This is a genomic window from Arthrobacter jinronghuae (genome assembly GCF_025244825.1).
Taxonomy (GTDB): Bacteria; Actinomycetota; Actinomycetes; order Actinomycetales; family Micrococcaceae; genus Arthrobacter_B; species Arthrobacter_B jinronghuae.
Genome location: NZ_CP104263.1, coordinates 2,635,260 through 2,649,609, shown reverse-complemented (window position 1 = coordinate 2,649,609; position 14,350 = coordinate 2,635,260). Strand labels below are relative to the sequence as shown.

The 14,350-nt window shown below is 67.5% G+C and carries 15 protein-coding genes; 7 read left to right on the top strand and 8 right to left on the bottom strand.

Annotation, left to right across the window (positions count from 1 at the left end; translation table 11 throughout):
• Window positions 1-143: 143 nt before the first annotated feature.
• On the top strand, window positions 144-482 hold the full coding sequence (locus N2K98_RS12380) for an epoxide hydrolase N-terminal domain-containing protein (protein WP_255865122.1): 339 nt from the start codon (window positions 144-146) through the stop codon (window positions 480-482).
• 637 nt (window positions 483-1,119) lie between these two features.
• The gene (locus tag N2K98_RS12375; protein ID WP_255865123.1) at window positions 1,120-1,296 is read left to right on the top strand and encodes a hypothetical protein; all 177 of its coding nucleotides are present in this window, start codon (window positions 1,120-1,122) and stop codon (window positions 1,294-1,296) included.
• Here the strand turns inward: N2K98_RS12375 and N2K98_RS12370 are convergent.
• Window positions 1,256-2,281 (bottom strand): helix-turn-helix transcriptional regulator, encoded by a 1,026-nt coding sequence (locus N2K98_RS12370; protein ID WP_255865124.1) that lies wholly within the window; start codon window positions 2,279-2,281, stop codon window positions 1,256-1,258. The genes N2K98_RS12375 and N2K98_RS12370 overlap by 41 nt on opposite strands.
• 77 nt (window positions 2,282-2,358) lie before the next feature.
• On the bottom strand, window positions 2,359-3,099 hold the full coding sequence (locus N2K98_RS12365) for a nucleoside/nucleotide kinase family protein (RefSeq protein ID WP_255865125.1): 741 nt from the start codon (window positions 3,097-3,099) through the stop codon (window positions 2,359-2,361).
• A 139-nt stretch (window positions 3,100-3,238) separates the two neighbouring features.
• On the opposite strand from N2K98_RS12365, the gene N2K98_RS12360 reads away from it, so the two are divergent.
• Genes N2K98_RS12360 through N2K98_RS12345 form a run of 4 tightly spaced genes read left to right on the top strand, consistent with a single transcriptional unit; the run spans window position 3,239 to window position 7,154 of the window.
• Complete coding sequence (locus N2K98_RS12360) at window positions 3,239-4,465, top strand: cysteine desulfurase family protein (protein ID WP_255865126.1); 1,227 nt, start codon at window positions 3,239-3,241, stop codon at window positions 4,463-4,465.
• Window positions 4,462-5,613, top strand: a complete 1,152-nt coding sequence (mnmA, locus tag N2K98_RS12355) for a tRNA 2-thiouridine(34) synthase MnmA (protein WP_255865127.1) — start codon at window positions 4,462-4,464, stop codon at window positions 5,611-5,613. The genes N2K98_RS12360 and mnmA overlap by 4 nt, the downstream gene beginning before the upstream one ends.
• Before the next feature lie 58 nt (window positions 5,614-5,671).
• The gene (locus N2K98_RS12350) at window positions 5,672-6,049 is read left to right on the top strand and encodes a chorismate mutase (RefSeq protein ID WP_255797160.1); all 378 of its coding nucleotides are present in this window, start codon (window positions 5,672-5,674) and stop codon (window positions 6,047-6,049) included.
• A complete protein-coding gene (locus N2K98_RS12345; RefSeq protein WP_255865128.1) occupies window positions 6,033-7,154 on the top strand; it encodes a uroporphyrinogen decarboxylase/cobalamine-independent methonine synthase family protein in 1,122 nt (373 codons plus the stop codon). The genes N2K98_RS12350 and N2K98_RS12345 overlap by 17 nt, the downstream gene beginning before the upstream one ends.
• A gap of 21 nt (window positions 7,155-7,175) precedes the next feature.
• Here N2K98_RS12345 and N2K98_RS12340 read toward each other — a convergent pair whose 3' ends face one another.
• The 6 genes from N2K98_RS12340 to N2K98_RS12315 are packed head-to-tail and all read right to left on the bottom strand — an operon-like array spanning window position 7,176 to window position 13,416.
• On the bottom strand, window positions 7,176-7,850 hold the full coding sequence (locus N2K98_RS12340; protein ID WP_255797161.1) for a DUF4166 domain-containing protein: 675 nt from the start codon (window positions 7,848-7,850) through the stop codon (window positions 7,176-7,178).
• A gap of 2 nt (window positions 7,851-7,852) precedes the next feature.
• The gene (locus tag N2K98_RS12335; RefSeq protein ID WP_255865129.1) at window positions 7,853-9,145 is read right to left on the bottom strand and encodes a DUF58 domain-containing protein; all 1,293 of its coding nucleotides are present in this window, start codon (window positions 9,143-9,145) and stop codon (window positions 7,853-7,855) included.
• 5 nt (window positions 9,146-9,150) lie between these two features.
• On the bottom strand, window positions 9,151-10,185 hold the full coding sequence (locus N2K98_RS12330) for an AAA family ATPase (protein WP_255865130.1): 1,035 nt from the start codon (window positions 10,183-10,185) through the stop codon (window positions 9,151-9,153).
• Entirely contained in the window at window positions 10,182-11,414 is a 1,233-nt protein-coding gene (locus tag N2K98_RS12325) for a DUF4350 domain-containing protein (protein ID WP_255865131.1), read from the bottom strand. The genes N2K98_RS12330 and N2K98_RS12325 overlap by 4 nt, the downstream gene beginning before the upstream one ends.
• Window positions 11,411-12,094, bottom strand: a complete 684-nt coding sequence (locus N2K98_RS12320; RefSeq protein WP_255865132.1) for a DUF4129 domain-containing protein — start codon at window positions 12,092-12,094, stop codon at window positions 11,411-11,413. The genes N2K98_RS12325 and N2K98_RS12320 overlap by 4 nt, the downstream gene beginning before the upstream one ends.
• 2 nt (window positions 12,095-12,096) lie before the next feature.
• Complete coding sequence (locus tag N2K98_RS12315; RefSeq protein WP_255865133.1) at window positions 12,097-13,416, bottom strand: hypothetical protein; 1,320 nt, start codon at window positions 13,414-13,416, stop codon at window positions 12,097-12,099.
• 208 nt (window positions 13,417-13,624) lie between these two features.
• Here N2K98_RS12315 and mtrA point away from each other — a divergent pair, with 208 nt between their 5' ends.
• Window positions 13,625-14,302 (top strand): MtrAB system response regulator MtrA, encoded by a 678-nt coding sequence (gene mtrA / locus N2K98_RS12310; RefSeq protein ID WP_227918371.1) that lies wholly within the window; start codon window positions 13,625-13,627, stop codon window positions 14,300-14,302.
• Window positions 14,303-14,350 lie beyond the last annotated feature (48 nt).

Sequence of the window (14,350 nt, the reverse complement as noted above, 5' to 3'; positions counted from 1 at the left end):
GGCACTGCGGCCCGGCACGGGAGGGCCCCGGGGGAGACATTTTCCGCGGAAGGGCAGAGGAGGACAACGTGTGTCCTGCGCGCTGCGTATCGTCGGCGTGCATCGGGGATCCGACCCCGGCATACCCCTCACGGAGGAACGCCATGAATGACCAGATCCAGCCCTTCAGCATTCCGATCGACCCGGCAGAGGTGGACCGGCTAAAGGACAGGCTCCGGGGAACGCGGTTTGCGCCCGCGCTTCCGGGGGAAGAATGGGCAACGGGTGTCCCGGCCGGCTACCTCGAACGCGTGGTCACGTACTGGGCGGACGAATACGACTGGGTGTTCCACGCAACAACCTTGAATGATCTGCCGCAGTTCACCACCGTCATCGACGGCCAGCAGATCCACTTCCTCCACATCCGCTCGAAGGTCGAGGGTGCCTTGCCGCTCCTGCTCACCCACGGCTGGCCGGTTCCTTCGTCGAGTTCCTCGATCTGATCGGCCCGCTCACCGACCCGGCCGCGTACGGCCGAGGCACTGTAGACGCTTTCGACCTGGTGATCCCCTCACTCCCGGGGTTTGGGTTCTCGACCCCGGTGGCCCAGGCAGGTTGGGACACAGCGCGCATCGGCCGCGCCTGGGCAACTCTCATGAGCCGGCTGGGTTACGACCGCTACGGGGCACACGGGGGAGATATCGGCGCGGCGGTTTCGCCCGACGTCGCGCGCGCCGCTCCGGGCAACGTGGCGGGTGTCCATGTCAACGGGTCGATGGGCATGCCGCTGCAGACACCCACCAGCGATGACCTCGCCGCATTTACCCCGCTGGAGCTTGATCGGCTAAGCCGCGTGCAGCGTTTTATGCAGGAGGAATACGGGTACATCGCGATCCAATCGACGAGGCCGCAGACGATAGCCGCAGGCTTGGTCGATTCCCCGGCCGGCCAGCTCGCCTGGATCCTGGACAAGTTCCAGAAGTGGACTTTCCCGGAGAAAGCCCTCCCGGAGGCGGTCATTGACCTTGACCGCATCCTCACTAACGTCATGCTGTACTGGTCACCGGTTCCGGAGGAACGGCCGCGTTTATCGGCTACGCCCAGCAACCGGCAGGGGGAGCCCGCAGGGAGCCGTCGGGTGTGCCTACCGGCGTCATCATGTTTGCCCACGACGTCGGCATCCGCCGCTATGCCGAGCAGGAGAATACGATCACGCGCTGGACCGACATCACTGACCATGGCGGCCACTTTGCTGCCCTGGAGGAGCCTGCCCTGCTTATGGACGATCTCGCCGACTTCTTCCGTCCGCTTCGGTAAGGGCACTCCCGGTTCCTGCCTGATCCGTGGCGGAGCGGGCAGCCTGGGCGGCTATGCGACCGAATGCTGCGCGCAGTTCTGCAGGCTTGATGACGTCGATGTCCGCTTGCACCAGAAGGAGCCAGCGGGCGATGGAGTCATAACTGTCCGCTCCTGCCCGCACAATAACGGACCCCGCGCTGTCGGCTTCGACGGTTCCCCACGCCGGCGCCATCCACCGGCTCACGGCCTCCAGCGGGGCATGGATCCGTACCGTGGCCGTGACCTGCTGCCAGCTGCTGCGGAGCTGCTGATCCACCCATGCCTCGACACCGGCCCCGGGGAAGACGCGCCCGCGGACAGGCGCCTCGGTCACCGTCACAACGGAGATCCGGTCCACCCGGTACGTGCGCCACTCGTCCCGGTCCAGGTCGAACGCAACGAAGTACCAGCGGCGGGCCGTGTGGACCAGGGCGGATGAATCCGCTTTGCGCATCTTCTCCTTCCCGCTGCGATCCGTGTGCAGAAACTCCACGCGGCGGTGCAGGACGCAGGCCCGGGCTAAGTCCCCGAGCACACTGACGTCGACCGGAGCCGCCTCCGGTTCCCTCAGGCCGTCAATTTCCAGATCGACTGCGGCCTGGTCGAGGGCCGCCATGATCCACTGCACCCTTTTTGGCACAGAAGCGAGGACTTTCTGCAACACGCCGGCTGCCAAGTGCTGTTCGGCAGCCTCGTTCCACTGCCGCAGCGCGAGGGTGCAGGCCAACGCCTCATCCACGCTGAGGAAAATCGGCGGGAGTACCGTGCCGGGCTCCAAGGAGTAGCCTCCATCGATACCCAGGCGCGTGTCGATCGGGTATCCCAGATCGCGCAGCCGTGCCACGTCGCGGCGGATGGTGCGGGTTGTGACGCCGAAGTCGAACGCAAGGGTCCCGCCCGCGACGAAACCCTTCCGCTGCAGTTTCCTAAGGACCTCGAACGATCGCGACGCTGTATCCCACATAACGCAATAGTCGTCCCTATTGAGGACAGCCCCTGTCCTCAACGGAGCACAGCGACGTGCCGTCATCCGTGCTTCCGCTAGCCGGCGTCGCTTCCGTTGATCACCCGAAGCGTGGTTGCCCGGCTGTTGTCCAGCACCAGATCGGCCCGTGCAGCGGGATCCGCCGCAGCGAAATAGAGCTGTTGCCCGCCGACATACCGCTCGTGCGGACTCACCGCACCGGCCTGCCGGGAACCCGGCCCGGGACCGTCCCTGACTGCCATACGTGCAGCCGTTACGTCGAACGGCACGTCCAGGAACACGGAGAAGTCCCAAAAGTCCCGGAGCTCCTCCCGATGCAGGAAAAGTCCGTCGATAAGCACTACCGCATCCTTTGCGGCCATCACCGGCTCAGGATCCAGCACCGCGTCCGTTGGGAGGTCATGGCCCCGGTCCCGAAACTCCGCGGCGCCCGAGGCCAGGGGCGCCAGGACGTACTCCATGAACTGTTCCAGGTTGTAGGAATCCCGCCAGAAACCTTCGGGAGAGCCGCGTCCGCGCCGGTACCGGACGCTGCGCACGTTGTGGAAGGCATCAAGGGTGACCCGCAGGACCTGGCGTTGCGGTCCGTCAACCCCGCGGATAACACGCGCCAGGTCATCGGCGAACGTGGTTTTGCCGGCGCCGTCGACGCCGTCAACCGCGACCAGGAGCCGCGAATCAGTGCGCAGGGGAAGCAGGACGGCGGCCAGTTCCGAAAGAAAGGCGGCCCGCGCCAGGGGCTTGCCGGGGCGGAAGTGCGGGGCGATGGGCCTGGAATCGGCGTGCTGAAGCTCCATCGCGGCCATTCTGCCACGACGGGCCGGCGCCGGTCAGGGGAAGGTGGCGGAAGTGGGATGAGGGCACTCCACGGAAAACGTCAGGAAAGTCCCAGCCGCCCGAATCGGCAGCAGGCTCCATGGCCGCTAGAATTGGCTGGTGCCCGTGTATCTAGATCACGCGGCGACCACGCCGATTTCGGCTTCGGCCCTCGCCGCACTCACCTCAGAACTCAGCCGCAGCGGCAACCCTTCGTCCCTGCACGGCTCGGGCCGCCGTGCCCGAATGGTCGTGGAGGACTCCAGGGAAATCCTGGCCGCCGCCGCAGGCTGCCATCCCTCGGAGATCATTTTCACCTCCGGCGGCACCGAAGCGGACAACCTTGCCGTCAAGGGTCTTTTCTGGGCCCGGCGCGATGCCGACCCGGTGCGCAACCGCATCCTGGTCTCCGGCATTGAACACCATGCCGTACTGGACGCCGTCGAATGGCTGGAGAAACACGAAGGCGCGGTGCCGGTGTGGATCCCGGTGGACCGTGACGGCGTGATTTCCCTCGACGCCATCCGCCGGGAACTTGAAGCCAACGCAGACAGCACGGCCCTGCTCACCGCTATGTGGGCAAACAACGAGGTGGGTACCGTCCAGGACATCCGGGCCATCGCGTCCCTGGCCCACGAATACGGTGTCCCAGTCCATTCGGACGCCGTCCAGGCGTTCGGTGCGCTGCCGATCGGCTTCCGCTCCGCAGGCCTGGACACGATGGCCCTCAGCGCGCATAAGATCGGGGGCCCGGTGGGAGTGGGTGCCCTGGTCGTAGGCCGCGCCGTTAAGCTCACGCCCGTCCAGCACGGCGGCGGACAGGAACGGGACATCCGCTCCGGCACCTTGGACACCGCGGGAATCGCAGCGTTCGCGGCTGCAGCGCAGGACGCCGCCGAGCACCTGACGGACGAGTCCGAACGCCTGCGCACGCTCCGCGACTACCTCATCACCGGCGTCGAGCGGGCCATTCCGGAGGCAGTCCTGCGCGGCGCACGGGACGACGACGGCGGCGGACGCCGGCTGCCGGGCAACGCCCACTTCACCTTCCCCGGCTGCGAGGGCGATTCACTGCTTTTCCTGCTGGATCTGGCGGGAGTGGAGTCCTCAACCGGGTCTGCCTGCACGGCCGGCGTCCCGCGGCCCTCGCACGTACTGCTGGCGATGGGACTGACCGAAACCGAGGCACGCGGTGCCCAGCGGTTCAGCCTCGGGCATACAACCACCGCCGAAGACGTTGACACTTTGTTGCAGGCACTTCCCGAAGCGTACGAGCGCGCGAAGAAGGCCGGCATGGCCGGACACGTAAGCAGCATCCAAACAGCAGGAACAGGTTTTACTTCATGAAGGTTTTGGCAGCAATGAGTGGCGGAGTCGATTCCGCCGTGGCCGCGGCACGGGCAGTCGAGGCGGGGCACGACGTCGTCGGCGTCCACCTTGCGCTGTCCCGGATGCCGGGCACCCTGCGCACCGGCAGCCGCGGCTGCTGCACCATCGAAGATTCCCGCGACGCCTGGCGTGCCTGCGACATCCTGGGCATTCCGTACTACGTCTGGGACTTCTCCGAGCGGTTCAAGGAAGACGTGGTGGACGACTTCGTGGCGGAATACGCCGCCGGCCGCACACCCAACCCCTGCATGCGCTGCAACGAACGGATCAAGTTCGCCGCGCTGCTGGAAAAGGCGCTGGCGCTGGGCTTCGATGCCGTGTGCACCGGCCATTACGCCAAGGTCCTCACCAACGCCGAGGGCAACCCGGAGCTGCACCGTGCCGCCGACTGGGCCAAGGACCAGTCCTACGTGCTGGGCGTGCTCACGGAGGAGCAGCTGCGCCACTGTATGTTCCCCTTGGCTGAGACCCCGTCCAAGGCCGAAGTGCGGGCCGAAGCCGAACGCCGCGGGCTGTCCGTGGCGAACAAGCCCGACAGCCACGACATCTGCTTCATTCCCGACGGCGACACCCGCGGCTGGCTCGAAGAGCGCATCAACATGACCGAGGGCGACATCGTGGATGAGACGGGGGAGAAGCTCGGCACCCACCCCGGCGCCAACGCGTTCACCGTGGGCCAGCGGCGCGGCCTGAAGCTCGGCACGCCCGCCGCGGACGGCAAGCCCCGCTTCGTGCTGGAAATCCGCCCCAAGGAAAACAAGGTTGTGGTCGGACCCGAGCAGCTGCTGAACATCGACCAGATGCGCGGCATCAAGATTTCCTGGGCCGGACTGCCGATCCCCGAGATCGCTGCCCGGACCACGTTCCAGTGCATGGTCCAGGTCCGTGCCCACGGCGACCCCGTGGCTGCCACCGGCTGGATGGAAGACGTAGCCGACGAGGCCGCCGGAGCAACCCGTGAAGAGCTTGTGGTCCGGCTGGCCGAACCCATGCGCGGGGTTGCCCCCGGTCAGTCCATGGTGCTTTACCAGGGGACCCGGGTGCTGGGACAGGCCACCATCGACTCGGCGCGTTCCCTCGAGTGGGACCCCGCAGCCGTTTCGTAATGTGCTCCGGGCCGGGAGCCGCTCCACCTAAACTGGACCAATGAGCCAGACAGGACCAATGAGCGAATCACCGGACCACGAGTTCGATCCGCGGGCAAGTTCCCTTTCCGGGAAGGTTGCCGAGGACGTCATGGAAGAGCTGCTTGCCGTGCGCAGCAGCATTGACAACATCGACGCGACTCTCGTGTACCTTCTTGCCGAACGCTTCAAGGCAACCCAGCGGGTGGGCCATCTGAAGGCGGAGCACCACTTGCCGCCGGCGGACCCGGGACGGGAAGTGGCCCAGATTGCGCGCCTGCGCCGCCTCGCCGCGGATGCCCATCTGGACCCGGCCTTCGCGGAAAAATTCCTGAACTTCATCATCAGCGAAGTGATCCGCCACCATCAGGCAATCTCCCAGACCCGCAACGGCGGAACAGATGTCCCGGAGTCCTGAGGACCGGCGCGGCGAAGCAGCTCTTCCGGAACCGCCCGCCCGCCCCGAAGCACGCAACGGCATGGTTACGGCGACGGCGCTCGGCAGCTGGCCGGGGACCGATCCGGTCGAATCGAGCCGGGTAGTCCGGGGCGAGCTGGGGGACCCGCACCTGCCCTTCCTGGTCGAACTGCCGCAGCGCGGGCCAGGTGCGGACGCGCTCGGCCGGAGCGCCGCCCTGCTCGTGGACCTTTTCGTGGATGTCCAGCCGCACGGTTGGCGTCTGGTGGGGCGGCCGGGCAAGGACCACCGGCGCGCGGCATCCCTGCTGACCCAGGACCTGAACGCACTGGCCGACGTCGTCGGAGCGGAAGAACGAACGGGCGAAGCGCTGAAAATCTCCGTACGGGGGCCGCTCTCGCTAGCCGCGAACCTTTATCTGCATAACGGCGAACGGGCGTTGTCCGACGCAGGTGCGCGCCGGGAGATTCTCCAGTCCTTCACTGCCGGAGTGGGCGACTATGTGGCTCGCGCGTCGTCGTCGGCACCGGGCGCCCGGATCACCGTGCAGGTCGACGAACCCGACATCGCCGCTGTCCTGGCCGGCGGGATCCCCACCGCCAGCGGCTACCGCACCCTGCGTTCCGTGCCGTCGTCGGAGGTATCCGGCGCCTGGCAGCAGGTCCGCGAAGCAATCGAAGCCGTCGGCGCGGACACAGTCTTCACCCTGCCCCGTGCGGAGGGATTCGGACCGCTGCGGCCCGGCACACGGTCACCGTTTGAGCTCGCCGTCGGTGCCGGAGCGCAGGGCGCGGCCCTCGACGCAGCCGGGCTGGACGCCCGCGACTGGGAAGGCATCGCCGAAGCCGTGGAAGGCGGACGCCGGATCTGGCTGGGTATCCTTCCGGTTCCTGCGGACGGAGCAGCACTGCCCCAGGTCACCGACCTGGTGGAACGGGTGCTGCGGCCCTGGCGGAAACTGGGACTCCCGCTTCAGGACCTGCCGGCGCTTCGCCTGACACCTGCCGCCGGGCTCGCCGATATTTCACCGGAAGCGGCGCGGAAGGTCCTGGCCCGCCTCACTCAGACGGCGTCTGCCCTGGACCAGGTCGTAGCCGAGGGGTAAACGGGACCGGTCCGCGTGGACCTAGGTCCGGCGCTCCCAGCGTGCCGGTTCGACGTCGGCAGGCAGGCCGCCGTCGAAATCCCGGCTGGCGTAGGTGAAGGCGCCGTCGTACTCGAAAACCGTGCCGACCTGCCGCTGGATGACCCGGGTGCGGATCCGGAACTGATCCTGCTGCGCGTCCCACCACTGTTCCACCTGCGCGTCGGCACCGGCGAAGTCCGGCAGGGGCAGCCGCAGCGGACCGAGGAACAGCCGGCTTCCCGGGGAATTCATGTGCAGATGACCGTCGTCCGAAACCCGCAGCAGCAGGTTCGTGGCCAGGTTGCGGCGGCGGCCCAGATAATCCGTCAGGACCCCGGGACCGGTCAGCACAGTGGTGTCCTCGAAGGTCCGCTGCCGGCCCGGGAAATCGAAGCGGCGGACCGCCGTCAGCGCCGGCCGGCCCCACGGGTCGAGGTGCGGATAGTTGCGGATGGAGAAGGGGACGGAGGTCCCGTACTCCGGGAAAAAAGCGTTGGACACCGGAACCAGCGGCAGCAGCGGACGCAGCCAGGCCCGTGGACAGCCGGCACGGAGAAATACGCCGGTGCCTTCACCGAACCGGCCGGTGTCCGGGCCGAGGCTGAAATACGCCTGCAGCTGGGGCTGCAGGCGGAGAAACCCTGATCCGAGGACCTGCTGGTACACGGAGTCCATGGCTACAGCCTTCCGGCGGCCTTGAGGCGGAGATACATATCTGCAAGTTTCGGCGCCAGCTCGTGCGGCGGCTCATCCACAACTTCCGCTCCCATCGAGCGCAGCTGCGCACTGACCGCAGCCCGGTCGAGCAGGGCCCGCTCCGCTGCCGCGGCACGGAAGACCGCCGGCGTTGTACCTCCGCCGGAACGCAGTTCGTCCAGGCCCGGATCCCGCACGGAGGCAACCACCACCACGTGCTTTTCCAGCAGCCGGGGCAGGACCTGCACCAACCCCTCCTCCACAGCTCCGGAATCCAGTGCGGTGATCAGGACAACAAGGGAGCGGCGTGCGGACACGGCGTGCACTGCGCCGGGCAGCAGGGAGAAATCCGCTTCGATGAGTTCGGGTTCCAGCGGTGCCGCCGCAGTGACGAGCCGGCTCAGCAGGTTTTCCTTGCCGCCGGAGTCAACACGCGCCCGGATCCGCCGGTCGAAGGCCAGGAAGTCAACACGGTCGCCGCCGCTGCGGGCAAGCACGGCCAGGAGCAGGGTAGCTTCAATGCCGGTGTCCAGGCGGGGTTCGTCGTCGATCCGGGCGGCGGACGTCCGGGAGGTGTCCAGGGCAATGACCACCCTGCGGTCGCGTTCGGGCCGCCAGGTCCGCACTACGGTCTCCCGGCGCCGGGCGGTGGCACGCCAGTCGATGGAGCGGACGTCGTCGCCGCGCACATATTCGCGCAGGGAGTCGAATTCGGTTCCGGCTCCGCGCAGCTGTACCGACGTGTTGCCGTCCAGCTCCCTTAGCCTGCGCAGCTTGGAAGGCAGGTGCCGCTTGGCGTGGAACGGAGGAAGCACCCGGATTTCCGCGGGGACAGGCAGCGTCCGCTGACGGGCCGCGAGCCCAAGAGGCCCGAAACTGCGTACCGCCACATGTCCGCTTTTCAGGATCCCGCGGCGGGCGGGTTCCAGCACCACTTCCATGGTCCGGGCTTCACCGGCCGGAACGGTCAGGCGCTGCTGCGGGTTGCGGGCACCGGCAGAAGGCTGCCAGCCGTCCCGGACCACGGCCCGCAGCCGGGCCTTGGCGTCATTGCGGACCACCAGGGTGCCTGCCGTCGTTTCACTCAGCCGCACGCTGTCCGGCAGGCGCCGCTCCACGCGGAGCCGCCGAACGGGGGCAGCCAGCAGCAGGTCCAGTCCGGCAGCGGCGGCCAGGAAGGCCAGCCAGAGCAGGATCGAGACGGCGCCGGGGTACAGCACCACGGCCACGGAGCCCAGGAGCGCCAGCAGGACAAAGCGGCCCGAAACAGCCATCGGCGCTACCGGGGAACCGGCACTGTGGCGAGGATGCTTCCCAGCACATCGTCCACATTGACCCCGTCCATCTGGGCCTCGGGCCGAAGCGCCACGCGGTGCCGCAGGGCGGGAAGGGTGAGCGCCTTGACGTCATCCGGAGTCACGAAGGTCCGTCCCGAGAGCCAGGCCCAGGCCCGCGCAGTATTCAGGAGGGCAGTTGCCCCGCGGGGGGACACCCCTAGCTGGAACGACGGCGCCGAACGCGTCGCCCGGACCAGGTCCACGATGTAGGCGAGGACCTCGGGTGCAACGGTTACCCTGGCCACTGCCTCGCGTGCCAGCTCCAGGTCCCGGGCCGAAGCCACCGGCCGGACGCCGGCCGCGGCGAGGTTCCGCGGATCGAAGCCGCCGCTGTGCCGGCGGATCACCTCGATCTCGTCCTCCCGGCCGGGCAGGTCTAGCGTCATCTTCAGCAGGAACCGGTCGAGCTGGGCCTCGGGGAGCGGGTACGTTCCCTCGTACTCCACCGGGTTCTGGGTCGCCGCAACAATGAACGGCTCGGGCAGCGGACGGGTGACGCCGTCGACGGTCACCTGGCGTTCCTCCATGGCTTCCAGCAGGGACGCCTGGGTCTTGGGCGGCGTGCGGTTGATTTCGTCCGCGAGCAGGATGTTGGTGAACACCGGTCCCTCCCGGAAGGAGAACTCGGAGGAACGGTTGTCGTAGATCAGGGAGCCGGTGACGTCGCCGGGCATGAGGTCGGGGGTGAACTGGACGCGCTTGGTGTCCAGGTCCAACGCCGCGGAAAGGCTTCGAACCAACAGCGTCTTGGCGACGCCGGGCACCCCCTCGAGCAGCACATGCCCCCTGGCCAGCAGGGCGATGATCAAGCCCGTCACGGCCGCGTCCTGCCCCACCACTGCCTTGGCAACCTCACGCCGGACCTGCTCCAGGGCAGCACGCACGGGGTCCTCTCCCGGAGAGGGAGGAGGCGCCGGCGCGGTGCCGTTGGCGGCTCCGGAGGGTGCGGGTGCGTAGGGCTCGTACTGCTGGCTCATGATGAAGTGGCCTCTTCCTCTAGGTCTTTCAGGTCCTGCGCCCAGCGCACGAGTTCCGCGCCCGTTCCGGGCAGTCGCTGGTTGAGCAGATGGTCAATCTCGGAATAGCTGCGGCCGGATGCGTTCGCCGCCGCACGCGTGACCGTGTCGACGCCGGCGCCCGGGCCCACCCGCAGGTGCGCCGCCAGCCGGGTCATGGCCGCGGCACGCAGTGTGGCGGCTGCATGGGACACCGCCTGGCTGTCCTGGTACAGGCGGGCCCGGCCCTCAGCGGTCTCGGCCGCATGGACGATAACGGGCAGGGGTTCCTCCACCAGCGGCCCCAGCCTGCGGCCGCGCCAGAAAGCTGCGGCGCAGGCGACCAGCAGGAGCCAGAACAGGAGCGGATTCACCCATGGGGGCAGCAAGGCAAAGGGATCGGCGGGTGCTTCCGACGCGGGAATATCGAAGGGGCCGGCCTGGTACCAGACCAGTGTTTCGTCCGCACCGAGCGTGCGGAAAACCAGTGCGGCGTTGCCCTCGAGGGCAACGCTTTCGTTGGCGAGCAGGTCCGCGCTGCCAAGCACCACGGTGGAACCGCCCTCGGTAGCCGCATAGGCACCCGCAGCGCCGGCGCCCTGGCTGCCCGGAGCCGGGAAGCAGGTGACGGGCCCCCGGTAGGTTTTCCCGCCGGCATCAATGGCTCCGGCCGCCTCGGCATCTTCGTTGCTGCAGTCAGCGTCGAGCCGGTGGCGGTCAGGATCCTCGGGAAGAACTCCGGCGGAACGGATCTGAGGCGCAAAATCCGCCAGTTGCTCAAAGGACGGTTCCACGAGCACTACCCGGCCGGCAGCGTCGGCAAGGTCCTCGCGTTGTTCACCGGTGAGGAAGCCCGAGGGATCAAGGAACAGCAGAGTCGCCCCGGGATTGTCATCCAGGGCGGCCTGCGCTTCCGCCAACGTCTGGTGATGCTGCACGTCCACTCCCTGGTCCGCCAGGATTTCGGCGGCGGCCATGGCTCCGTCCGGGGCAGGGTTGGCGGGGGAGAGGGCAGCGGTGTCGTGATCAGCACGTCCCCAGACCGAAGCAATCACGACTCCGCAGAGCAGCAGCAGAAGCAGAAGCGGGACCCGGTGCCGGCGCAGCCAGGCCGCGACCCGGCTGCGTACCCGCCCCGGCTCTTCGTCGCCTTCACTTCCCGGGGCACCAATGCTGCCGGAAGGCACCGCTTCAGCGGCAACCCGGCTCATTGCGGCACCGCCAGCGGCGGTTCCGCCGATGCCGAAGATGCAGGACGGGCCGCCTCCAAAGCCGTATCAAGGGCAGATGCGCGTCGGTAGTCCGCGTCCGCGGCAATCCCCTTCCCATAGAGCACTTCGTCGAACCGCTGCTGGATCCACGTGATCTCCGGGTGGAAGTCCGGGAAGGCGGCGGCCAGCCTGGTGCCGGCTTCGGCGGCCGTCCGGGCGGGCCGGGCATCGAAAATGACCCGTTCCTCCGCCGAACGGACCATCGCGCGGAAATACTCGGCAAGGGCCTCATTCCAACGGTTCTCTGCGGCGGCCTGGTCCGCGCGGGTACGGTGGTCGGTCGCCCGTTCCACGACGTCGTGCGCGAAGACCTCGGCCCGCTTTTTAGCGGACGCATTCAAGCGGGGGCGAATCACGAGAATGGCCACGGCCACCAGCACGACGGCGGCCAGGACCAGTACCAGGACTCCCGGACCCGCGCCGAGACCGTCCGCATCCTCGAACAACTCGTTCAGCCAGTCGCTGACCCGTGCCCAGAACCGGTCGAGCAGGCCGGGTTCGGCTTCTTCGTACACGCGCTTGGACAGCTCCTCGCGTGCCCAGTCCCGTGCCTGGTCGGCATCGGGCTCGATCGGGGCCTCCATGGCGGCGCCGGACCAGAGGCGTGCTGGGGACGGCATGTCTACTTCATGCCCGCAGGGGGACCGGGCGGCGTGTTCCGGGCCATGGGCACGGCGTTACGCCCAGGCAGGAAGTCCGGATCCTGTGCCTGCGGATTCTCCTGATCCTTCATCAAGGCAAGGTCGAAGCCTTCCCGGCGGATTCGGAGGTCAACATACAGCAGGGCCGTGACGGCACTTTGGAAGGCACAGGCCAACGCGCCCAGCAGCAGGGAGAAAACCAGGATCAGGACAACGCTGACTCCGATGAGGACGGCGCTTTCCGCCAGGGTGAGCATGCTCCCGACGAAGGAGAGCGGCACCGTAAGGACCTGGGTAAGGATATTGACGATCAGGCTCGTCAGGGCCATGACACCGAAGGTGCGCCACCAGTTGCGTCCGGTGAGGCGCCAGGACCGCCGAATCGCAGGGAAGACACCGATACCTTCCAATACCAGTGCTGCCGGTGCCAGGGAGAGTTTCACCGAGACCCACACAGCCGCGGCCATCACCGCGAACAGGGCCGGGATCACCACGATAAGCCCCGCTGCATCGAAAGTATCGATGATCAGGTAAGCCAGCATGGCCAGGACCGTGACGCCCACGGCGGCACCGGCCAGCATTAGTAATCCGAGGCCGGCAAGCGGGCCGAGGGTGCCGCGGGCCAGCCGCCAGACCTGGCCGAAGCCGGTCCGCAGGTTCAGGGTGGACCGCACTACCGGAAGGACCAGGAGTCCCTGGACAATCAATACCCCGGCCATTGACAGGCCGCCGAGGGTCGAAACCGCCCCCACGACCGTTCCCAGGACCGGGCCCGTGACTTCGCCGCTCGCTGATCCGCTCTGCAGCCACCCGTCAATGGAGACGAAAAAGCCCGCGCCGAGTCCGATCAGCAGCACGCTCACGACAGCTTGGACCACGAACGCGTTGCCGAAGGCGGCCAACGCGTTGCGCCGGCACGCCTGGAACGCTCCGTCAAGGATTTCACCCAGTCCCAGGGGGCGCAGGGGAATGATGCCCGGTTTGGGCGGAGGCGTGTAACCGGGCTGGGGGAGGGGGCCTCCCCGGTAGGGGTTGGGCTGGTCCCAGGCGGATGCCTGCGGCGGGTAGCCCTGCGCAGCAGGTTGCTGCGTCCACGGATTACCCTGCTGCTGCGCCCACGGGTTCACGGGAGGCTGCGGCATTCCGGGCGGCGGAGGACCCTGCTGCTGCGCCCACGGGTTCACGGGAGGCTGCGGCATTCCGGGCACAGGCATCCGGGCGCCGTCGTTCGGCGCCCGGTACTCGGGGCTGCTGTTTCCCGGGCCACTGTAGTGCCGGTCGTTGTGTTCTTGCTCGCTCATCCTTACCCGTTCCCCCGCAGGCAGTAGCTTTTAGTTACCTCGACTATAGTGACGCTCCGCCCAAACGGCACCCGGCGAGCCGTGGCGGCATATGTGTCCCTTAGGATGATAGGGATTAACTTAGTCGGCTTAACGCCGTGGGGAGCGGCAGCCGATGCTGCTCCGGACGCGCAGCGGCGCGGAAGTCAAGCAGCGGAAACAGGGAGCTATGAAGGCACGCATACTGGTCGTAGACGACGACGAAGCACTCGCCGAAATGATCGGTATTGTGCTGCGCAACGACGGGTTTGAACCGGTGTTCTGTGCCGACGGTTCCTCCGCACTCGAAGTGTTCCGCAACAGCAAGCCGGATCTGGTGTTGCTGGACCTGATGCTTCCCGGCATCGACGGCATCGAAGTGTGCCGGCAGATCCGCAGCGAGTCCGACACCCCCATCGTTATGCTCACCGCCAAGTCCGACACGTCCGACGTCGTGCGCGGCCTGGAATCCGGCGCCGACGATTATGTGCCCAAGCCCTTCAAACCCGCGGAGCTGGTGGCGCGCGTGCGTGCCCGGCTGCGCCCGGGCGACCAGAAATCACCGGAGACCCTGCGGATCGGCGAGGTCTCCATTGACGTTGCGGGCCACTCCGTGACCCGAGGCAGCGACAGCGTTTCGCTGACGCCGCTGGAATTCGACCTGCTCGTGGCACTGGCACGCAAGCCCTGGCAGGTTTTCACCCGCGAGATGCTGCTTGAACAGGTCTGGGGGTACCGCCACGCCGCCGACACGCGGCTGGTGAATGTGCATGTGCAGAGGCTCCGCTCAAAGATCGAACGCGACCCCGAAGCACCCGAGATTGTATTGACGGTGCGCGGTGTCGGATACAAAGCGGGCCAGAGCTAAGTTGCCGGGTTTCCTGGCCGGGATGGCCGGGAAATCCCCTAAAACCGA